This window comes from Ferrovum sp. JA12 (genome assembly GCF_001431705.1).
Classification (GTDB): domain Bacteria; phylum Pseudomonadota; class Gammaproteobacteria; order Burkholderiales; family Ferrovaceae; genus PN-J185.
Genome location: NZ_LJWX01000002.1, coordinates 123,210 through 143,437 on the forward strand (window position 1 = coordinate 123,210; position 20,228 = coordinate 143,437).

A 20,228-nucleotide genomic window follows, 5' to 3' on the forward strand; every position below is an offset into this window, starting at 1 on the left:
GTTTAATTAAGTATATAAGTTTCGTTTAGAATAGGTGAATCTTACACATGGATCCACCTATTTTTTTATGTATATTTACGACGAAATAGATCAGCAAATTGTTAATGAAAGAGTCGCTCAATTCCGTGATCAAACCTTGCGTTTTTTAGATGGGAAACTCACTGAAGACGAGTTTAGGCCACTGCGTTTGCAAAATGGGCTATACATTCAGCGTCATGCACCCATGTTGAGAGTTGCCATTCCCTATGGTGTTCTCTCTAGTCAGCAATTGAAACAATTGGCCCATATAGCGCGAACCTACGATCGCGGAACTGGACATTTTACAACCCGTCAAAATATTCAGTTTAATTGGCCAAAACTGGCTGATGTGCCAGATATTCTGTCTGATTTGGCGGCGGTACAGATGCATTCTATTCAAACCAGTGGTAACTGTGTGCGCAATACTACCGCTGATCATTTCGCAGGTGTTGCCTATGATGAAATTATTGATCCCCGCGTTTATTGTGAACTGATACGTCAATGGTCCACTTTTCATCCTGAATTTGCCTTTTTACCAAGAAAATTTAAGATTGCCGTTAATGGTGCTCTTCAGGATCGGGCTGCCACCATGGTGCATGACATTGGTTTACATGCTGTCCGCGATAGTAATCATGAACTGGGTTTTCGGGTTATCGTGGGTGGCGGTCTTGGAAGAACGCCTATGATTGGCGTTGTTATTCGAGAGTTTTTACCAGAAAAACATTTGCTCAGTTATCTTGATGCCATTTTGCGTGTTTACAATCGCTACGGAAGACGAGATAACAAATTTAAAGCACGTATTAAAATTTTGGTTAAGGCGATGACGCCAGAGAAGTTTAGTTTGGCAGTAGAAGAGGAATGGTTAAGATTAAAAGATGGACCTACTACATTAATTGACGAAGAAATCAAACGTATCGAACAGCGTATCCCTAAAAAACCTTATCAGACTTTGAATGCAGAGTTGCCCGCTGATGTGGAAGCATTTGTGCGTCAACCCCATGTCAAACCATGGTACGAGCGAAATGTTTTTCCACATAAGCAACAGGGTTATAAAGCGATTACCGTTTCTCTAAAAGCCTTAGGGCAAGCACCGGGAGATATGAGTGCAGAGCAAATGGAAAAGGTGGCGGAAATTGCTGAGCGTGTAGGTTTTGGTGAAGTGCGAGTCAGTCACGAGCAAAACTTAATCCTGCCAGACGTGCCAAATACAGAATTGATAAGTGTGTATGAAGAGTTACGTGCATTGGGTCTTACCACCGCTAATATTGGCCTGCTCTCAGACATTATCTCTTGCCCTGGTGGAGATTATTGCTCCCTTGCCAATGCTAGGTCAATTCCTGTGGCACAAGCTATACAACAGCAGTTTTCTGATTTAGATTATTTGTACGATATTGGTGAGTTAGATCTAAATATTTCTGGTTGCATGAATGCATGCGGTCATCATCATGTGGGGCACATAGGTATCCTAGGTGTTGATAAACACGGTGAGGAGTTCTATCAAATTACCATTGGTGGATCTCAGGCACCGGCTCGCTTGGGTAAAGTAATTGGTCCATCCTTGAAACAAGAAGATGTCCCTCAAGTGATCGAAACGCTCATCACAGTCTATTTGCAGGCCAGAGTCAATCCAGAGGAGCGCTTTGTGGACGTGGTTGAGCGACTAGGTATTGAACCATTTAAGACAGCAGTCTATGGGCGCAAGGAAGTCGCTGATGAGGTGGTAGATGGCTAAACAAATTTTAAATGAAGTGATCAGTGATGACCCCTTTCATCTCATCACAAGCCCGGATGAATTACAACACGTAACCCACGTGATTACTCCTCTGGATCTCTATTTTGCCGAACAAAAAGCTTTTGATGGTTTTTCAGGGCATCTAGGAGTTCGCATGGGTACGGACCAGGATTTATCTGTTTTTTTGCCGGTGATGGCCAAGTTTGAGTTGATTGATATTCATTATCAGCATTTTACAGATGGACGCGGTCACTCGTTGGCTCGATTATTACGTGAGGCTTATCACTTCCAAGGGGTTCTGAGAGCGAGCGGTGATGTGTTTAAAGATACCGTTTTTTATTTGAAACGCTGTGGTTTTAACTCTTTCTTGGTTAAAGAGAGCGAAACCCTGGAACATGCTCTGCAAGGGTTTAAAGTGTTTTCAGAAAGCTACCAGGGAGCCGTCGATGAAATTCCATTATTTCGTCGACGCTTACAAACGGCATAAGGATTGACTATGGGACAACGTGATCAGCTTCTGATAGATGAATTACAGTCTATTTGTGAGCAGTATAAAAAAGTAGTATTAGCGAGCAGTTTGGGTGTGGAGGACATGCTCCTTACCCATATTATTGCTCAACAGAAAATACCCATTAGTATTTTTACCTTAGATACTGGCCGCCTTCCCGAGGCCACACATCGTTTATTGTCTCGTGTCAGAGAGCAATATCAACTCTCTATTAAGGTATATGTTCCTGAGGCCAGCAACTTGGAAAAACTGATTGAGGAGCAGGGGACGAATGGTTTTTATCAGAGTATCGACGCCCGTAAAGCTTGCTGTAGGGTGCGTAAAGTCTCGCCCCTAGCAAGAGCGCTTGAAGGGCAGGAAGCGTGGATAACTGGATTGCGTCGAGAGCAGTCTCTGACCAGGCAACAGTTAGAGAAGAGTGCTTGGGATAGCGATCATGGTTTGATTAAATATAATCCTCTGTTAGATTGGTCACGGGATGAAGTGTGGCAATATGTGCGTGACCATCATGTGCCTTATAATGCTCTCCATGATCAAGGATATCCTAGTATTGGATGCGAGCCTTGTACAAGAGCTGTGCGTGAGGGGGAGACTGAACGCTCGGGGCGCTGGTGGTGGGAGCATCCTGAAACCAAAGAATGTGGTTTACATATTGCCCAACAATAGTTTAATACAGTTTTTATAGTGAGGTGGACGTGTCGGCATTAAATCATTTAGATCGATTAGAAAGTGAAGCGATTCACATTATGCGTGAAGTGGCTGCGCAATCTAAAAATCCTGCATTATTGTTTTCCGGTGGAAAAGATTCCATTGTGTTGCTACGTATAGCAGAAAAAGCCTTTAGACCTTTAGCTTTCCCTTTTCCTCTAGTTCATATTGATACAGGACACAATTTTACTGAGGTGATTGCATTTCGTGATCGCCGAGTCAAAGAGTTGAACGAAAAGCTCATTGTGCGCAGTGTAGAGGAATCGATTAAACAGGGTCGTGCACGAATTAAAACAGAAAACGATAGTCGTAATGCGTTGCAAGCCGTCACGCTAGTGGATACGATTAATGAGTTTCAATTTGATGCCTGTATTGGCGGAGCTCGTCGGGATGAAGAAAAAGCGCGAGCAAAAGAGAGAATTTTTTCTTTCAGAGATGAGTTTGGTACTTGGGACCCCAAGAACCAACGTCCAGAAATTTGGAGTCTTTATAACGCCCGAGTTCACCCTGGCGAGAACATGCGTGTCTTTCCTATTAGTAATTGGACTGAATTAGATGTATGGAGCTATATCGCTAGAGAAAATCTCGCTGTGCCCGATATTTATTATGCTCATCGTCGCTCCGTGGTGAGACGAGGTATTCAGCTAGTTCCAGTGACCGATCTCACGCCCCCTCGTCCAGAGGAAGTGGTGGAGGAGTTATGGGTTCGTTTTAGGACAGTAGGAGACATTACCTGTACTTGTCCAGTGGCTTCAGAGGCTAAGGACGTACAAGCTATTATTGCAGAAACCGCCGTCACCTCCGTAACCGAGAGAGGAGCTACCAGAATGGATGATCAAACCTCTGAAGCATCCATGGAGCTCAGAAAGAAACAGGGATATTTTTAAATGGATCAACATCTACCAATGGAACAACATACAGAATTACTAAGATTTATTACTTGCGGATCCGTTGATGACGGTAAGAGTACATTAATTGGTCGATTACTCTTTGATAGCAAGGCGATTTTTGAAGATCAGTTAGCAGCCCTCAGTGCCACCTCACAGCGCCGTGGCATGTCGGAGACGGACTTGGCTCTGTTAACCGATGGTCTTCAAGCTGAGCGAGAACAGGGGATTACCATTGATGTTGCTTATCGCTACTTTAGTACCCCAAAACGCCGTTTTATCATTGCTGATACCCCTGGGCATGAACAATACACTCGAAATATGGTGACAGGAGCTAGCACTGCTGATGTAGCGATTATTTTGATGGATGTACGTAAGGGAGTATTGCCTCAAACTCGTCGTCATACTCATATTGTGCGCTTACTGGGTATTCGGCAAATAATCCTCGCTGTTAATAAAATGGATTTAGTGAATTTTGATGAAAAAGTCTTTAACCAGCTACATCAAGAGTTTTTAAGTTTTGCCAACCCCATGGGCTTTGACGACATTATTGCTGTTCCCATGAGTGCTTTACAAGGCGATATGGTGGTAGATCGAGGTGAATCATTACCTTGGTATCAGGGGAAAACACTGATTGACGTGCTGGAGAGCGTAAGAGTTGACGAGAATATTCAACATGCTCCTTTTCGCTTCCCTGTGCAACTGGTGCATCGTGTTAGAAATAATAATGAGCTCAATGAAAGACGTCTTTATCTCGGACGTGTTGAGTCAGGAAAGGTGTCCGTGGGTGATGAGGTCGTGGTCTTGCCATCAGGGGTGAATACCCAAATTACCAGTATTGATACTTATGATGGAGCGATTAATAGCGCTATTGCTGGTCAATCAGTGACCATTACTTTAAATGAACAGGTGGATATTTCTCGCGGTGACATGATCGCAGAAAAAGACCATCCACCCCGTTCAGAAAAAAGTTTTTCAGCACTAATTTGCTGGTTATCTAATTCTGGATTAGATATTACTAGACGATTATTATTACGTCATGGTACACAAACGGTTGCCGTAAAAATTGCCGCCCTAGAATATAAATTAGATATTAATCATTCTATTCATGTTCCCACAGAAAAAATTGCCATGAATGATATTGTAAAAGTGCTAGTGCGTGTTCAGCAGCCCATTAATATGGATTCTTATGAGAGTAATCGTCCCAACGGCTCCTTCATCATTATTGATGAACTCACCAATGATACTGTGGCAGCAGGAATGATTGAATAAGTGATTAAGGCTTGTTAACCTTGACTGAGGGTAGTTCAATCACTACCCTCAATCCCTGTCCTTCAGGGTTGTCAGTAAGATATACTTCCCCATGATGTTTCTCCACAATGAGTTTAACAATAGCGAGGCCTAATCCGGTGCCTTGAATATTTTGATTGGGACCCCGATAAAATCGATCAAAGACTCGTTCCCGATCCACTAAGGCAATACCAGGCCCCGTATCAGTGACAGTAATCATGGCCATATTGTTTTCACCTGTGAGTGAGATGTCCACACGGGCACCTGGGGGACAATAAATAAGTGCGTTATGAATTAAATTTTCCATCATGGTTCTGAGCGAGATTTCATTACCCATAACAAATAGCTTTGTACGTTCTGTTAAGCCAAGATCAATAGAGCGTGCTAAAGCTTGGCTATTAAATTCATAAATAATACTTTTTATTAAAGGTTTGAGCGCAACGAGTTCAAGGTTTGTATCCACTTTATCAATATCTTGTTGAGCAAAGGTTAATAATTGATCGACAGAATGATTTAAACGTTGTATGCCCTCTTGCAAAGGGTAAATCAATTCTTTTTGTGGAGAGCTGGTTGACTCACGTAAAAGAATATCGGTTTGTAAGGTCAAGGCAGTGAGAGGTGTTCTTAAGGTATGGGCGGCATCGCCAATTAATTGTTGTTGTTGTTGAATGGCATTATTTAATCGCTCAAGAAGACTATTGAGTGAATGAATTAATGGTTTTAATTCTTTAGGAACAAACTGGCTGCTAACGGGTTCCGTAGTAAACACATCTCGATTCTGAAGTTGTGCGGAAATCTTTTTTAAGGGCTTAAAGAGAAAGTAAATCAATAGCCATACAGTAATGCTTAGTAATGGGACAATTGTTAATAATGGCATGAGTGCTCTCTTGGCGGCACTGATGGCAATAATATTTCTAGCCTCAGTAGGCTGACATATTTCTATATGATAGTGTGCTGTATTTAGTCCAAAAACTCTTAGCCTATCCTGTTGAGTGGTTATGCTCCGATAACCATTAACGTTAAAAAGAGGAATATGTTTTGAATTATTTGTAGAGAGGATGAGAGACCCTTTTTCATCCCAAATTTGACCAATATATTCTAAGTTTTCATCGTCCTCTTGGTTATCCTCCTCTTGTTCTTGATTTTTTTTGAGTAAGACACTTTCCCCACCATGTTGCCAAGGTAGTGTGGATTGAAAAGCCAGAGCAATTTGCTTCAAAGCATTATCTTGCATCAAGGCTAACTCATTTTGCGTTTTGTAATAGACACTTATCGCCGCAAAAAATATTCCTGTTAGCAACAGCGCAATTAATCCAAACTGTAATCGGGTTTGTAATGATTTCATAGTGTTCCAATCTTATATCCAACACCGCGAATATTACGTATAGCATCTTCGCCTAATTTTTTTCGAAGATGGTGAATAAAGACTTGGATAGAGTTACTACCAATCTCATCGTTCCAGTCATATATTTTTGCTTCTAACTTTTTTCTTGAGAGGACTGCGTCAGGGTTTTCTAATAAGGCGTATAAAATAGCAAATTCTTTTCCAGATAAATCAATTGGCTGATCATTAAAGATGACAGTATGCTTTTGAGAATCCAGGGATAACGATCCATATTTTAAAATATTCGTAGCCGTGGAGTGTTGCCGTCTTATTAAAGCATGCATACGTGCCAATAACTCGTCCAAATGAAAGGGTTTGATGAGATAGTCATCAGCTCCCTCATTTAATCCTCCTACACGATCATCAAGACGGTCTCTCGCCGAAAGGATAAGTATTGGCAATTTAGTGTTATCACGCCTTAAGTTTTTTAACACATCAAAACCAGAGAGTCCTGGCAGATTAATATCTAACAACAGAAGAGAATATTCTGAATGGTGTAACGCCTGTAAACCCGATTCACCATCTCTAAACCAATCCACCGTAAATTGAGATATTTTTAAAGATTTAACAATATTTTGTCCGATCAATGCATCATCTTCAATAAGTAAAACTTTCATAAAACCTTATTCCTATTGGTTTACAGGGCGATTTAAACTCAGTCTTAATAGTTTTAATTATTGGTTATACCAAACCAATAATTAAATTTACCTTAAAAATATTTATATTTTTTAAAAGCGATTGTTTAACAAATATTTAATATTTCATCTACACAATGCTCTCATATTCTTTATTAACTAGGGGGCTTCAATGAAAAAAACTAAACTCAATTTGATTACGCAATTGTTGCTAACATCTGTTTTTTCAACCACCGTAGCACAACAAGCGTTTGCAGTTGATTTTAATTCTGTAACATCCGGCGTTCCATTGGGTTCGGTTAGCAGTGGCTCCAGCGCTGACTATGCTGCAGATCCTTCAAGCGCCCCTAATCAAGCTCCCTCGCAAGCATCTTTGACTACTTTCGAACCTCAATCTGTAGTAGGTGGTAAATATATCAATAATATGTTTTCTGGAACAGCTACCTACGGAGACGTCGCAGGATTAACTCCAGGGGCAGTTAGTGCACCGATAAACGGTTATGGTGGGTCAGATGTCCCTGCACTAAGTATTCATGGTTTTCAAGATGGGCAATATAACGTATTGTTTGACGGGATTCCTTTCGCAGATGGTCGCGATCAAACACATCATCAAAATCAGTTCATGATGGCCTCAGATATGGGCAGTGAAGTGGTTGATAGAGGACCGGGACGTGCTGATACCGTAGGCTTGGCCACCTTCGGTGGTACCGTGTTTGTTAACTCAAAGGATCCTTTGCAAAATGCTGGATTAACAACACGTGTTCAATATGGATCCTTCAATACTCGCTTATTTGGTGCGGAATTTGATACGGGTGATTTGAAAAACTATGGCGATGCCAGAGGTTACTTGGACGTCAACCATTCACAAACAGATGGTGCCTATGCATTAAACACGGTTAGAAGAACAAATGTGTTTGGGAAACTGATTAAACCCATTAATGATGACAATACGATAACTATAGTAGGTATGGTCAATGATACTTATCAACACGCTATTCAAGGCGGCACACCGGACGGTATAGCTGCTAACGGAGGTGTCACACCTGGACTGAATTATAATGGACTGAGCCAAAATTCGTATGGTTCAAACCATGACCATTTTAGTAGCTATATGTACTATATTCAATTACAGTCACAGTATGGAAAATGGAGTTTTGATAACAAGCTGTTTACCACTGAATATACCCATACAAATTTACAAACCGCCAATCCAGGTGGAAATACCCAAAATAACACTGTGGTTAATGGTTTTACAGGAACCCAAGCAGTTCAAAGTGTAAACGGCCTAGCTAACTTCACGCAAAACGGATCAGATTTATTAGGCAATACTTCGTTAACACAAAACACCACCTATGGTGATGTGTTTAGAGGTAAATATAATTTTGGACGTGACGATTTGGGTATGGGTGTTTGGCTAAACAGGCAAACTGAGCAATCCAATCAATATGCCACAGATTTTACTGGTGGTTATCAGTATAGCAATAGCGGAAATCAACTTTGGTTGAATAGCTATAACACATATCAACCCTATGTTGAATATACATGGAGACCCATTAAGAACTTAGAAGTTACTCCTGGAGTGAAGTACGATATGATTACTGAGGATCAGTTAGCTGCCTACTCAGGAGTGGGGACAGTGACGGGTTATGGAAGTGCTACTTATCATGCTCTCTTACCCAGTTTAGATATTCATTATTATTTAAGAAAAAACTGGACCGTCTATGCACAAGCTGCAGAAGGCTTTCTTCCTCCTTTAGCTAAACAAGCTTTTAGTGTTAAAAATAATGCCTTTGGAATCAACTCAAATATTAATCCCCAAAATACCAAAAACCTACAGTTTGGTACGGTATATAAGGCAAATAAATACTCCGTTTCAGCTGACGCATACTTTATTAATAATAACAACCTGATTCAAAATGCAGGGATTGGACCTGGCGGCTACACAATATTTAGTAATGCAGGGAATACTAACTTCAGCGGTATTGATACAGAAGCCACTTACAAAGTTGGGTATGGTTATAGTTTATATGGTAACTATTCTTTCGAAAGAACCCAGTCTGCAGCAGCCTCGCCCATCTACAATGCTCCTGTTGTGACCTCTGCATTAGGATTGTTGTATGAAAAAAATAACTTCAACGCTAATTTGATTGCAAAAGAAGTGGGTAGTCGTATTGGTGGTCAAGACCAGAATAATAATAATTATTATTTAGGTAGTTACACATTAGTGAATTTCTCAGCCGGTTATAAGTTCAATCATCTCTATGGATATAACCATGATACGGAAATCCAGTTCCAAGCTAACAACTTAACGAATAGATATGACCCTATTTACTTTAACGGCAACACGGCGGTAAATTCTAATCCATTGTTGTATACCCTGTTTGGACGAACATTTAACGTTAACTTAACCACTACGTTCTAATTGAGATAAAAAGAAAGGGAGACTAAAAAATGAATTTCGACTCAATTCAACGTATAGCCGGTGATTCTGGTGGCATAGTTTATATTATGGCTGTTATGTTACTCGTGGGGTTAACTGTGATTATCGAAAGAAGTTACTACTTCTGGAGAATTAACACACAAGGGCAACAAGTGATGTCGGTTTTAGAAGATTCAGCGACCCTTGACCAAGGGTTGCTCAACAAATTAGGAGGAGAGTTTTTACATTCCCCTCACTGTAAAGTGGTTAAAACTGCTTTAGAGCATAATTTGAATCATGACTTTGACCGTATCTCAGATAAGCTTGATGAGTCCATAATGCGTGAAGCACCTTCTATCGATCGTTTCCTCTGGATTTTAGATACCATTGTCACCATGGCCCCTTTGTTGGGGCTGTTGGGAACCATTGTGGGGATGTTTAATGCATTTCAAGTCTTGGGAAATGTAGGAGGAGAACCCACTAAAATTACGGGTGGTGTAGCAGAGGCATTGATCGCAACGGCATCAGGTTTATTTATCGCCATTATTGGACTGTTTTTCTTTAATGCTTTAAATAATCGCGTACGTATTATCATGCATCAACTTGAAACCATCAAGAAAATGCTTTTAAACCGTATGTACCACCATTATCCAGATATGGTTGCAGAGGAAATGGGTAATGAAAGAATATCACTTAAGGGAGTGTAGTGATGTCGTCTATGAAGTATTTTGAAACCAAAAAAGCCCGTATTGAGATCATCCCGATGATCGACATTATGTTCTTTTTATTGGTTTTTTTTATCATGATTACATTGCATATGATTCCTGTTAGTGGGGTGTCATCTAATTTATCTAAAAGTACTACAGCCTCTGATTTGAACCATCCTAATATTGTGGTGAGTGTTAATGCTGCAGGTGAAATCATGGTGGAAGATAAGCGGTTAGATGTCGAACAATTAGATAAATTGATTGAATCAAAAGGTGACCCGGCAAAAACTGTTGTGACCATTGCCGCAACAAAAGATACCCCAATGCAAGTCTTAATGAAGGTAATGGATTCTTGTCGTGAAGCAGGTGTCACCCAAGTGGGTTTGGCTGCGCAGAAAATTTAATAAGGAAGATGACCGTGCAATTATCCTTAACTCGATCTGTATCAGCCGCTTTGGTAATGGAAAGTGTGCTGATTGCCGCTATTATTCTTTTTCTTAGTCATTCATCTACTCCCCCTTTACCTAAACCACAAAAAGTGATGATGGTAACAATGAATGCAGCAATTCCTGCTCCACCACAACCCTCCGCCCCCCCTAAACCCGTGGTTAAAACACAGCCAAAGATTGATCCTCATGCCTTTAAAAAACAGGTAGTTAAGAAGGTTCAACCAAAACCCGTCAAAACAGAAGAGGTTGCTAAACCCACTCCAACCACTGCTCAAAACAAAGCGGTCACACAGCCAACGCATGCAGAAAAACCCACGCAAGCCGCTCAAGGAAAACCGGATATCAATGCTGTTTTCCGTGAGAAAATTCGTTCTGCAGTTCAAAATGCCGTGATCTATCCTGCTGCCGCGCGTATTTCACACTTAATAGGCGACGCTCAAGTGTGGTTTATGTACCGAAACGGTAAAGTGAGCTCTCCTAAAATACTGACCAGTAGTGGTTCAGGTATGTTAGATCGTGCGGCTATTGCTGCTGTGAGTAATGCAGAGTATCCCATGCCAACGAAGGACCTCGCGGACCGAGATTTGGCTTTTGAAGTCTGGGTGAAGTTTACCCAAACCGCAGACTAAATTGGTTGGTCAATTAAATGAGTACATTAATGAGTCTTGATAGTAAGAAAGTAATGAGAATGTTGGAGCGTTATCCATTGGCTTTTCAACTCACTCACTGGATAACAGCTGTAACGATTGTTGTTTTATTAATATTAATTGAAACTCGTGATTTATTCGCCAGTGATGACTTACGGCATCAAATGTTAATTTGGCATATGGAGTTAGGCGTTTTAGTCGTATTGCTTTTTTTATTAAGACTGATTCAAAGGCCTTTTTTTAGAGTCATTGAAGCACCAGATATCCCTATTCCGCAGTCAAAGAGGCTGAGTCATGCAGTACATGTTGTATTGTACTTATTATTATTGTTAGCCCCTTTAGTCGGTTTACTAGCTAAACAAATGAGGGGAGATGATGTTCCTTTTTTTGGTTTCATATTACCGGTTTTTATTAGTGATGATGTGGGACTTCCATACGCTAAAACCACTAAAAATATACATGAGTATCTTGGCAATTGGTTGATGTACGTAGCCATGTTGCACATTTGCGCTGCGTTTGTCCACCAATGGTTTTTTAAAGACCGTTTATTGTTAAGGATGCTACCCCGTTTTTTAACCAAGGAGAAATAAATGAAACAATCCATTAAATTAATAGCTTTCGCTTCATTAACATTAGCAATGATGAGTAATGTATTGGCTTATAGTGGTGAGAGTTACGCAAAAGATGCAAAAATTTCTATTGATGAGGCTCGTAAAATTGCTTTAAAGGCTTTTCCTGGAACTGTGGTTGAAGAAGAGTTAGAGCATAAAACCGGTGGTAGTGGTTTACGTTTTTCCTTTGACATTCGTTCAGCAAAACACGTTACCCATGAAGTGGGTATTGATGCTAAAGATGGTAAAGTTCTACAAAACAGCAAAGACAATGATGAATAAGCACTAAGCGTTTTGTTAGAGTATCGCATTATTTAACCGTCATGTTTTGTTGCGATTTCATGACGGTTTTTTCTTTGGCATCTGGTCAAGTTACAACTTAATTTCCCTTTTTTTCTTTTAGTCGTTCTACACAGTGGGCTATTGATGTCAATTATCACCACCTCTAGTTGAAAAGAAAATTATCTATGATGGTAAAATAACAGTTTGACTCATGAGGTAATGAATTTCTGAGCGTTAAGCTGGCGGTCGCGATATATAATAAAGTGTACTTGAGCAATGATCAGTCTTAAGTATATGTGACCGTGGCACACTTCATCCATTACAGGTCATGGCAAGCTTTATACCTGAACCCCTAATTTTCCCTCACGAAACAGTTTTAGGCAGGCATCAACAACTACGGTATCGTAGAGGCTATCACGCCCTTGCTCAATTTCCTTCAGGGCTACCTCAGCCCCCAGTGCTGGGCGATATGGTCGGTATGAAGCCATCGCATCGAACACGTCAGCCACTGCTAGGATACGCGACTCCAATAGAATTTGGTCACCCTGAAGTCCCTGGGGATAGCCCGTGCCGTTCATCCTTTCGTGATGCTGCCATACAACAGTTGCGATGGGCCATGGAAATTTGATGTTTTTAAGAATGTCATATCCAGACTGCGCATGCTGCTGCACGAGCTTATATTCAACGTCTGTCAATCGGCCAGGTTTAGTAAGAATTTCTGCTGGAATACTGATTTTTCCAAGATCATGAACGCTCGCGGCCAGTTTAAGGCCAACGATTGAATCTTCTGACAAGCCTATTTCCTTGGCAATGGCGACGGCCAACTGGCTGACGCGTGATTGATGGCCGGAGGTGTATGGGTCGCGTGCTTCAATAATATCGGCGATGGCCTTGATGGAGTCTTCAAGGCTTTGACGCAGTATGTTATCGTGTTGGCGTTGCTGGGTAACTATAAGGTCGTGTTCGGCCCTTGTACGCAGTGATTGGATACCGTAGGCCAGATCCTTGGTCAGTTCCTCGAGTAAGGCCACTTCATCTGAGACAAAAGCGTAAGGCTCTGACGCGTAAACGGTCAGGGCACCCAATATGCGTTTTTCGAAGATAAGAGGAAGCGCTATGCTTGATTGGTAACCACGCTTTAATGCGGCTTCACGCCATGGAGCCATTTTCGGATTAGTCAGGCAATCCTGATTAACTACCGTGGTTCCCGTTCTAATTGCGGTACCAGTTGGGCCTTGTCCCAGTTCGGTATCTGACCAAGAGATAGTTACCCGATCTAGATAATCTTCTTCGTAGCCGGATTGCGCCACTGGACGCACAGTTTTGGCTGCGTCATGCTCAGCGAAGCCACTCCAGGCCATCAAATAGCCACCGCCTTCCACGGCTAATTTGCATACTTTAGTAAGCAGCTCTTCTTCGTTCTGTGCATGCACCAGCACCGAGGTGCATTTGCTCAGCAGATTGAGCGCGCGAGTCACCATCTTATGGTTATCCTCTATCTGCTTTTGTGCAGTGACATCTTCGTAGATACCCAACATACCAATTATATTTTGGTTTGCGTCTCGCAATGCGACTTTTAACATGCGCAACCAAATGATCTGTCCATCTGGGGTGTTTTTAGGCTCAATATAGTCGAGTTTGAGAATTCCTGATTCCATCACGCGAATGTCCTCAGCGCGATAAATGTCTGCTTGATCCTTCCAAGCCATTTCAAAGTCGGTTTTTCCGATCACCTCGTCAGGATGAGTTAACCCAGCATAATGTGCAAACAGCGTGTTACACCCCAAATATCGTGAGTGGCGATCTTTCCAGAAGACAGCTCGTGGAACGCTTTCAACAACACTTTGGAGAAGAGGGAAACTGTAATCCTGTTGATCGCTTTTAATCATCAGGGATTGTTAAACAATGAGATCGTGCAAATAGTTTATAGAAAAAAGACTGATAGCATTCACTCTGATCTCCCCTGAGCAACATCTTTGCAACAGCGCTATCATGAATAACCCCACATTAGCAAATTAATAGGGTAATTATACCTTACAAAAATAACCCTACCGTAAAAAAATGATACGTGATAAATTCTAACCCCACAGCAGAACTGTTCTTTTAGACTGATCTCATATTGGTATAGGGATGTACCCACTGACCGCTCAAAGGGGGTACTTGACTTTGAACTCATGACAGTTTTATCCGATAGTAATGAGGCGTTAGTTGTCTGATGAGTTGCAAGATAACGAGAGAGTTCTGAGTAGTGAGTACCAGAGAAATCCCCTCTTTGGCACAGCACTTTCTTCTTGTTTTGGTGAAACATTTACAGATGTAACTACCAAACAATAAAGCCGCATTAAAGCGGCTTTATTGATCATTATTTAAAAATAACAATTATTTAATTTTAGCTTCTTTGTAAGCAACATGCTTACGGGCAACTGGATCAAACTTTTTGATTTCCATTTTTTCAGGAGTGGTCTTTTTATTTTTTGTAGTGGTATAAAAGTGGCCTGTTCCTGCAGTGGACTCTAACTTTATTTTATCGCGCATGGTAACTGTCCTTTAATATTAGGCTTGAAGAGCTTTTTCGTCTAGCTCTGCCAGAACAGCTTCAATACCTTTTTTATCAATTAAGCGCAGACCAGCATTGGAAACACGTAAGCGTATCCAGCGGTTCTGACTCTCAAGCCAAAAACGACGATACTGCAAATTGGGCAGAAAACGACGTTTGGTTTTATTGTTGGCGTGTGAAACGTTATTGCCAACCATGGGTTTTTTTCCTGTCACTGCACATACGCGTGCCATGGCTATCTCCAAGAACAACTAAAATAAAACGTAAATTATGGCACAAAGACGACTTGGGTTCAAGTTTTGTTGTGTTTTTTACCAATGTTTTAATATTTTATTTCTTAGTGTTATGATTTTAATGACTTTTTTAAGTCCGTGATGTATGTTGTAAAAAAAGAGGAGGAACTGTGACGCGCATTTTTGTGGGTTCAATTAAAGCCATTCGCCAAACCGGAACTCCCTCAGGGATTAATAAAGAGGAAGTAAGGGAACCGGTGTTTTGTTCTTCCTTAGGGTTCAAGGGTGACATGCAGGCGGATCTATCGGTACATGGCGGACCTGATAAGGCTGTTCATTATTATCCTAGTAGTCATTATGCTGAATTACAGCGCTTTTTTCCTGAAATTGTGAGTAATCTTCAGCCAGGCTCCCTAGGTGAAAACCTTTCTTATCATTTATTTGATGAGTCTAATGTTCGCATTGGTGAGGTGTGGAAAGTGGGGGAGGTGTATTTTCAAATTACCCAACCTCGTCATCCATGTTGGAAAATCGATGCTAAGTTTGCAACCAAAGGATTAACGGCGTTTATTACTGAGCAGTTGTTAACCGGTTGGTACTTTAAGGTTTTAGAACCGGGGCTGGTGAGTCCAAATGATTCATGGCAGCGAGTGGAAAGTAGTAACTGTCGATTTACGGTCAGAGAAGTGCAGGAGATTTGTCGTCAACATCGGCCGAAAGTGGAGGATTTAGATCATATTTCAAGCACAGCTGGTATTGCAAAACGTTGGTCCCATACTTTAATTGAGCGATTAAGATGGATTGAGGCTCACCCACATATTTAATTTGTTAGAATGCAGAGTATCCGTTAATTAAAAGAGCTTGAATATGTGGATGGAAATGGTTCAAACTTTGGTGGTAGTGATCATTGTATTGGCAGTGATTTTATATGCGGTGGGGATCTAGTTACTCCACTCCCAACCTTATAATCAGTGAGTAGATCTTCTGAAGCAACTCCATGAATAACATGCAAAATAAACATATCTTATTAGGTGTTTGCGGAGGGATCGCTGCCTATAAATCCGCCTATTTAGTTCGCTTATTGCAGAACAGTGGGTTTTCTGTCCAAGTCATGATGACCGAGGCGGCTACTCATTTTGTCACCCCTGTCACCTTTCAAGCTTTAAGTGGTCAAGCAGTATTAACTGATATCTGGGATCCTCGAATTCCTAACCGCATGGCCCATATTGAAGCCACCAGAATAGCCCAAGCCATGTTGATAGCTCCAGCCACGTCCAATGTGATGGCTAAACTTGCTACGGGAATAGCGGATGATCTTCTCACTACTACAGCGCTAGCCCGTAATTGTCCATTGTTAGTGGCTCCTGCTATGAATCGGGAAATGTGGGGGCACCCCTCCACCAGACGTAACATAGAGCAGTTACAGCGTGATGGAGTCAACATTATCGGTCCGGCCTCTGGGCATCAAGCTTGTGGTGAAGTGGGGGAGGGGAGAATGGAAGAGCCGGAAATCATCCTCTTAATGCTAAAGCGTGCTTTAACCACTAAACACTGGGAAGGACGTCGGGTATTGGTGACCGCTGGGCCTACCCTGGAGAGTATCGACCCGGTGAGAGCCATTACTAACCATAGCTCAGGCAAGATGGGGTATGCCATAGTGGACGCATTAATTGCACAAGGAGCAGAGGTCACCTTAATTACTGGGCCAGTGGCTCTAAGCTCTCCTGTCGGAGCTAAGGTGATTGCAGTGATGAGTGCTGAGCAGATGTTGCATGCTGTACATGAACACATTGAGAATCAGGATGTATTTTTTTCAGTGGCGGCTGTGGCTGATTACCGACCAGAACAGACTCAAGCTCAAAAGATTAAAAAAAGTGGAGCGCCCTTAGCGCTTCAGCTAACCGCTACCGTTGATATTTTAGCTTCAGTGACTCGACTCCCTAAGCCCCCTTTTTGCGTGGGTTTTGCAGCAGAAACCAATAGTGTTAATGACTACGCTCAACACAAAAGAGTGGCTAAAAACATTCCAGTGATTGTTGCCAATCATGCTCAACATGCTTTGGGCCAAGAGGATAATGAGGTAGTGATTATTGATGAAACAGGCCAATATCCTCTAGCGAAAGCCCATAAAAGTGAAGTGGCAGAGAGAATTATTGAACATGTGTTGAAGTTACTTTGATTTAGGATGAAATAGATGGATGAGTTACAGATAAAAATATTAGATCAGCGCTTAAGTGAGGATTTGTTACCCAGTTACGGTACTTTGGGCGCGGCGGGATTGGATCTCAGGGCTTGTTCCCATGACGTGATGATTATCGAGCCAGGACAAACAGAACTCATTCCCACAGGTATTGCCATTCACATTGAACAGCCTCAGTTTGCGGGTATGATTTTACCTCGTTCAGGTTTGGGACATAAACACGGCATTGTATTAGGTAACCTCGTGGGCTTAATTGACTCTGACTACCAAGGACAAATATTTGTGTCTCTATGGAATCGTAGTCAAAGCGCCTTTGAGTTAAAACCACTAGAAAGAATTGCTCAACTTGTTATTGTCCCAGTTATGCAGGTTAAACTTAATGTGGTTAACGAGTTTAAGGACAGCCACCGGGGTAGTGGTGGTTTTGGTAGCACAGGTCGCGTATGAAGCAAGCCATTGTGTTATTTGCTCATGGTGCGCGAGATCCGCGTTGGGCTGAACCTTTTAATGAGATTGCTAAGCGTCTTCATAAGGCTTTGCCTGAGGAAGAAATACGCCTATCTTTTTTGGAATTAATGCAACCCAGTTTACTGGACACCGTAGCAGAACTCACTGAAAAAGGGTTTGATAATCTCTCCATTGTGCCTTTATTTATGGCTCAAGGCGGACATTTGAGAGAAGATTTACCTAAAATCCTTACTCATTTGAAAGATACCTATCCAACAGTGAATTTTCACCAAACGAGCGCCATTGGCGATGCACCCGAATTACTTGATGCCATCGCACAATGGGTGGTGGGGGTAACAAGACTAAGTGACTAAATGCTGAGGGGTTCCTTTGAACCATAGTTCTATATTGTCAATTAATTGATCAGCTAAAAATTGCATGGCTCCATCAGAGGCCCAGGCCACATGAGGAGTTAGGATAAAATTGGGGCGCCGCACTTCCAGTAATGGGTGGCCATGGGTAGGTGGTTCCGTCGTTAACACATCAAAGCCTGCCCCGGCAATCCAACCCTCTTGGAGTGCTTTAATCAATGCTTGTTCATCCACTAACCCTCCTCGAGAAGTATTGATCAGTAGGGCTGAAGGCTTCATCATTTTTAATTCTTTCTCACCAATTACATTACGGGTATCTGCTGTTAAGGGGCAATGTAGAGAAATGACATCAGCCTCCTTGAGTACATCTGCAAAAGGAGTGAATGTCACACCAGGCTTCTTGGGAGGCGCATGATCGGCAAAGAGTACTTTCATACCAAAACCATCTCTGGCAATTTTTGCGGTAGCCTCTCCTAAGACCCCTTCACCAACAATCCCTAAGGTGGCTCCATGAAGATCCCCAATGGCATGATTAAAAAAACAAAACTGTTCAGAGCGCTGCCATACACCCGCTTCTACATCTTGACGATAAGCAAGAATATTTCTTCTTAAAGCTAGGATTAAAGCAAAGGCATGTTCAGGGACCGTATGAACCGCATAATTACGAATATTCGCTACGGCAATACCATGGGCTTTGCAATAGGGGATATCTATCACATCGTAACCCGTTGCTGCCACAGCAATCATTTTGAGCTGAGGTAACTCTTTAAGGATGTCCTCACGTAGAGGTACTTTATTGGTAATGGCTACCGTGGCTCCTTGCAGTCTTTCCACAATGGAGACGCTGTCTGTTTGTTGATGTTCAATATACTCCTCAGCAAAAAAAGGTTTTCTCACTGAGGCCTTCAGAGAGGCTCTATCTAAAAATACTACACGATGACTCACGATGAATTAACTCCTGTTATGCTATTAATTATGATTGCCAGACCTTCATGGCAGCCGCCACACCACTGCCTCTTTCCACTTTGACGCCCTCATCAATCATGGCCATTTCAGCGCCAGCGATAGCGCCTATCAACATTAATTCGTTTAAGTCACCTAAATGACCAATACGAAACACCTTGCCCGATAGGCGAGCGAGTCCCGCGCCCAGGGAGAGTTGGTAGCGTTGATAGGCTCTAGCAATCACCTTAACAGCATCTACCCCATCGGGGACGACAATGGCTGACACGGAATTGGAATACCACTGTGGTGCCACAGCACATAAAGAGAGTTGCCAGCCTTCGGTCACGGCGGCACGCACTCCACTGGCTAAACGCTGGTGACGGTTAAGAATATTATCTAAACCCTCTTCTTCGATAATACGCAGAGATTCTCTTAAACCATAGAGCATGGGAATAGAAGGCGTGTAGGGAAAATAACCTTTGGCATTATTATTGAGCATATCCTGGTAATCAAAATAACAGCGCGGATAACGACTCTCTTTACTGGCTTCTATGGCTTTCTCACTGACACAAGTCACCCCCATGCCAGCGGGCAACATCAATCCTTTTTGTGACCCTGACACACAAACATCTACCTCCCAGGCGTCCATCTGAAAATCTATACTACCTAGGCTGCTGACAGTATCCACCATCAGTAGCGCTGGATGCTTTAATTCATTTAACACTTGGCGAATGGCCTGAATATCACTCACTACGCCAGTAGCGGTTTCATTGTGGCAAACCAGTACGGCTTTAATAAGATGATTTTTATCTTGATTCAATCTGTTGCGGTATTCATCCACGGGAGCGCCTTGTCCCCACTCCACTTCGATAATATCCGTATCAAAACCTAAACGGACACACATATCAGCCCAAAGATGACTGAACTGACCAAAACGTGACACCAGTACTTTGTCTCCTGGGTTTAAAGTGTTAGTGAGCGCAGCCTCCCAACATCCCGTGCCGGAGGAGGGGAAGATAATGGGAAATGCTTTGTTAGTTTTAAAGACTTTTTTGAGGCCGTTTAAAACTTCTAAAGTGAGTTGTGGGAAGTTGGGCGAGCGATGATCTTCCATGGGTACTGCCATGGCCCTTGTCACCCGCGTAGGAACATTGCTGGGTCCTGGAACAAACAAAAAGTGCTGACCTGCCATAATAAT

Annotated in this window: 22 protein-coding genes; 15 read left to right on the plus strand and 7 right to left on the minus strand. The window is 42.1% G+C overall.

The features are described 5' to 3' along the window. The first annotated feature begins 67 nt into the window (after positions 1 to 67). From FERRO_RS05660 to FERRO_RS05680, 5 genes are read left to right on the plus strand one after another with little or no spacing between them, the layout of a single operon-like run. Positions 68 to 1,750 carry a nitrite/sulfite reductase gene (locus tag FERRO_RS05660; RefSeq protein WP_056929928.1) on the plus strand — a complete coding sequence of 561 codons (1,683 nt, stop codon included), beginning with the start codon at positions 68 to 70 and terminating at the stop codon, positions 1,748 to 1,750. Beyond that, entirely contained in the window at positions 1,743 to 2,237 is a 495-nt protein-coding gene (locus tag FERRO_RS05665; protein WP_056929929.1) for a DUF934 domain-containing protein, read from the plus strand. Before FERRO_RS05660 ends, FERRO_RS05665 begins: the two co-directional genes overlap by 8 nt. Positions 2,238 to 2,246: 9 nt before the next feature. Beyond that, positions 2,247 to 2,924, plus strand: coding sequence for a phosphoadenylyl-sulfate reductase (locus FERRO_RS05670; protein ID WP_056929930.1), 678 nt, complete (start codon positions 2,247 to 2,249; stop codon positions 2,922 to 2,924). Between the two features lie 23 nt (positions 2,925 to 2,947). Next, on the plus strand, positions 2,948 to 3,853 hold the full coding sequence (gene cysD, locus FERRO_RS05675) for a sulfate adenylyltransferase subunit CysD (RefSeq protein WP_056929931.1): 906 nt from the start codon (positions 2,948 to 2,950) through the stop codon (positions 3,851 to 3,853). Further along, positions 3,854 to 5,125 (plus strand): sulfate adenylyltransferase subunit 1, encoded by a 1,272-nt coding sequence (locus FERRO_RS05680; RefSeq protein WP_056929932.1) that lies wholly within the window; start codon positions 3,854 to 3,856, stop codon positions 5,123 to 5,125. Positions 5,126 to 5,129: 4 nt separating this feature from the next. Here FERRO_RS05680 and FERRO_RS05685 read toward each other — a convergent pair whose 3' ends face one another. Together FERRO_RS05685 and FERRO_RS05690 are read right to left on the minus strand one after the other, a co-directional pair. Further along, positions 5,130 to 6,488, minus strand: coding sequence for a sensor histidine kinase (locus FERRO_RS05685; RefSeq protein WP_056929933.1), 1,359 nt, complete (start codon positions 6,486 to 6,488; stop codon positions 5,130 to 5,132). Then, a complete protein-coding gene (locus tag FERRO_RS05690) occupies positions 6,485 to 7,144 on the minus strand; it encodes a response regulator (protein ID WP_056929934.1) in 660 nt (219 codons plus the stop codon). Before FERRO_RS05690 ends, FERRO_RS05685 begins: the two co-directional genes overlap by 4 nt. 190 nt (positions 7,145 to 7,334) lie before the next feature. Between FERRO_RS05690 and FERRO_RS05695 the strand changes: the two genes are divergently transcribed. The 6 genes from FERRO_RS05695 to FERRO_RS05720 are packed head-to-tail and all read left to right on the plus strand — an operon-like array spanning position 7,335 to position 12,277. After that, the gene (locus FERRO_RS05695; protein WP_056929935.1) at positions 7,335 to 9,584 is read left to right on the plus strand and encodes a TonB-dependent receptor; all 2,250 of its coding nucleotides are present in this window, start codon (positions 7,335 to 7,337) and stop codon (positions 9,582 to 9,584) included. Positions 9,585 to 9,613: 29 nt separating this feature from the next. Continuing rightward, complete coding sequence (locus FERRO_RS05700; RefSeq protein ID WP_056929936.1) at positions 9,614 to 10,288, plus strand: MotA/TolQ/ExbB proton channel family protein; 675 nt, start codon at positions 9,614 to 9,616, stop codon at positions 10,286 to 10,288. 2 nt (positions 10,289 to 10,290) lie between these two features. After that, complete coding sequence (locus tag FERRO_RS05705) at positions 10,291 to 10,692, plus strand: ExbD/TolR family protein (RefSeq protein ID WP_204374774.1); 402 nt, start codon at positions 10,291 to 10,293, stop codon at positions 10,690 to 10,692. 14 nt (positions 10,693 to 10,706) lie between these two features. Further along, a complete protein-coding gene (locus FERRO_RS05710) occupies positions 10,707 to 11,366 on the plus strand; it encodes a TonB family protein (RefSeq protein WP_160318108.1) in 660 nt (219 codons plus the stop codon). 17 nt (positions 11,367 to 11,383) lie between these two features. Further along, a complete protein-coding gene (locus FERRO_RS05715) occupies positions 11,384 to 11,974 on the plus strand; it encodes a cytochrome b (protein ID WP_082601215.1) in 591 nt (196 codons plus the stop codon). 51 nt (positions 11,975 to 12,025) lie between these two features. Next, entirely contained in the window at positions 12,026 to 12,277 is a 252-nt protein-coding gene (locus FERRO_RS05720; protein WP_446718621.1) for a PepSY domain-containing protein, read from the plus strand. Between the two features lie 338 nt (positions 12,278 to 12,615). Here FERRO_RS05720 and FERRO_RS05725 read toward each other — a convergent pair whose 3' ends face one another. The 3 genes from FERRO_RS05725 to rpmB all read right to left on the minus strand — a co-directional run bounded on the left by FERRO_RS05725 (position 12,616) and on the right by rpmB (position 15,067). Then, a complete protein-coding gene (locus tag FERRO_RS05725; protein ID WP_056929940.1) occupies positions 12,616 to 14,166 on the minus strand; it encodes an HD domain-containing phosphohydrolase in 1,551 nt (516 codons plus the stop codon). Between the two features lie 490 nt (positions 14,167 to 14,656). Beyond that, on the minus strand, positions 14,657 to 14,812 hold the full coding sequence (gene rpmG, locus FERRO_RS05730) for a 50S ribosomal protein L33 (RefSeq protein ID WP_056929941.1): 156 nt from the start codon (positions 14,810 to 14,812) through the stop codon (positions 14,657 to 14,659). Between the two features lie 18 nt (positions 14,813 to 14,830). Then, the gene (rpmB, locus tag FERRO_RS05735) at positions 14,831 to 15,067 is read right to left on the minus strand and encodes a 50S ribosomal protein L28 (RefSeq protein WP_056929942.1); all 237 of its coding nucleotides are present in this window, start codon (positions 15,065 to 15,067) and stop codon (positions 14,831 to 14,833) included. A gap of 170 nt (positions 15,068 to 15,237) precedes the next feature. Between rpmB and FERRO_RS05740 the strand changes: the two genes are divergently transcribed. The 4 genes from FERRO_RS05740 (at position 15,238) to FERRO_RS05755 (ending at position 18,088) form a co-directional block, all read left to right on the plus strand. After that, positions 15,238 to 15,891, plus strand: a complete 654-nt coding sequence (locus tag FERRO_RS05740; protein WP_056929943.1) for an MOSC domain-containing protein — start codon at positions 15,238 to 15,240, stop codon at positions 15,889 to 15,891. 173 nt (positions 15,892 to 16,064) lie between these two features. After that, positions 16,065 to 17,246, plus strand: a complete 1,182-nt coding sequence (coaBC, locus tag FERRO_RS05745) for a bifunctional phosphopantothenoylcysteine decarboxylase/phosphopantothenate--cysteine ligase CoaBC (RefSeq protein WP_056929944.1) — start codon at positions 16,065 to 16,067, stop codon at positions 17,244 to 17,246. Between the two features lie 15 nt (positions 17,247 to 17,261). Beyond that, positions 17,262 to 17,714 (plus strand): dUTP diphosphatase, encoded by a 453-nt coding sequence (gene dut / locus FERRO_RS05750; protein WP_056929945.1) that lies wholly within the window; start codon positions 17,262 to 17,264, stop codon positions 17,712 to 17,714. Then, complete coding sequence (locus FERRO_RS05755) at positions 17,711 to 18,088, plus strand: sirohydrochlorin chelatase (RefSeq protein ID WP_056929946.1); 378 nt, start codon at positions 17,711 to 17,713, stop codon at positions 18,086 to 18,088. Before dut ends, FERRO_RS05755 begins: the two co-directional genes overlap by 4 nt. Here FERRO_RS05755 and FERRO_RS05760 read toward each other — a convergent pair. Next, positions 18,077 to 19,030: a D-2-hydroxyacid dehydrogenase gene (locus tag FERRO_RS05760; protein WP_056929947.1), complete on the minus strand. Its 954-nt coding sequence runs from the start codon at positions 19,028 to 19,030 to the stop codon at positions 18,077 to 18,079. The two genes, FERRO_RS05755 and FERRO_RS05760, sit on opposite strands and share 12 nt — an antisense overlap. Positions 19,031 to 19,058: 28 nt before the next feature. Then, complete coding sequence (locus FERRO_RS05765; RefSeq protein WP_056929948.1) at positions 19,059 to 20,222, minus strand: aminotransferase class V-fold PLP-dependent enzyme; 1,164 nt, start codon at positions 20,220 to 20,222, stop codon at positions 19,059 to 19,061. Between the last annotated feature and the right edge of the window lie 6 nt (positions 20,223 to 20,228).

What these genes read in the sequence shown, in the direction of transcription:
- FERRO_RS05660 (WP_056929928.1), top strand. Translation starts at nt 68, where the DNA reads ATGTATATTTACGACGAAATAGATCAGCAAATTGTTAATGAAAGAGTC.
- FERRO_RS05665 (WP_056929929.1), top strand. Translation starts at nt 1,743, where the DNA reads ATGGCTAAACAAATTTTAAATGAAGTGATCAGTGATGACCCCTTTCAT.
- FERRO_RS05670 (WP_056929930.1), top strand. Translation starts at nt 2,247, where the DNA reads ATGGGACAACGTGATCAGCTTCTGATAGATGAATTACAGTCTATTTGT.
- FERRO_RS05680 (WP_056929932.1), top strand. Translation starts at nt 3,854, where the DNA reads ATGGATCAACATCTACCAATGGAACAACATACAGAATTACTAAGATTT.
- FERRO_RS05685 (WP_056929933.1), bottom strand. Translation starts at nt 6,488, where the DNA reads ATGAAATCATTACAAACCCGATTACAGTTTGGATTAATTGCGCTGTTG.
- FERRO_RS05690 (WP_056929934.1), bottom strand. Translation starts at nt 7,144, where the DNA reads ATGAAAGTTTTACTTATTGAAGATGATGCATTGATCGGACAAAATATT.
- FERRO_RS05695 (WP_056929935.1), top strand. Translation starts at nt 7,335, where the DNA reads ATGAAAAAAACTAAACTCAATTTGATTACGCAATTGTTGCTAACATCT.
- FERRO_RS05700 (WP_056929936.1), top strand. Translation starts at nt 9,614, where the DNA reads ATGAATTTCGACTCAATTCAACGTATAGCCGGTGATTCTGGTGGCATA.
- FERRO_RS05705 (WP_204374774.1), top strand. Translation starts at nt 10,291, where the DNA reads ATGTCGTCTATGAAGTATTTTGAAACCAAAAAAGCCCGTATTGAGATC.
- FERRO_RS05715 (WP_082601215.1), top strand. Translation starts at nt 11,384, where the DNA reads ATGAGTACATTAATGAGTCTTGATAGTAAGAAAGTAATGAGAATGTTG.
- FERRO_RS05720 (WP_446718621.1), top strand. Translation starts at nt 12,026, where the DNA reads ATGAGTAATGTATTGGCTTATAGTGGTGAGAGTTACGCAAAAGATGCA.
- FERRO_RS05725 (WP_056929940.1), bottom strand. Translation starts at nt 14,166, where the DNA reads ATGATTAAAAGCGATCAACAGGATTACAGTTTCCCTCTTCTCCAAAGT.
- rpmG (WP_056929941.1), bottom strand. Translation starts at nt 14,812, where the DNA reads ATGCGCGATAAAATAAAGTTAGAGTCCACTGCAGGAACAGGCCACTTT.
- rpmB (WP_056929942.1), bottom strand. Translation starts at nt 15,067, where the DNA reads ATGGCACGCGTATGTGCAGTGACAGGAAAAAAACCCATGGTTGGCAAT.
- coaBC (WP_056929944.1), top strand. Translation starts at nt 16,065, where the DNA reads ATGAATAACATGCAAAATAAACATATCTTATTAGGTGTTTGCGGAGGG.
- dut (WP_056929945.1), top strand. Translation starts at nt 17,262, where the DNA reads ATGGATGAGTTACAGATAAAAATATTAGATCAGCGCTTAAGTGAGGAT.
- FERRO_RS05755 (WP_056929946.1), top strand. Translation starts at nt 17,711, where the DNA reads ATGAAGCAAGCCATTGTGTTATTTGCTCATGGTGCGCGAGATCCGCGT.
- FERRO_RS05765 (WP_056929948.1), bottom strand. Translation starts at nt 20,222, where the DNA reads ATGGCAGGTCAGCACTTTTTGTTTGTTCCAGGACCCAGCAATGTTCCT.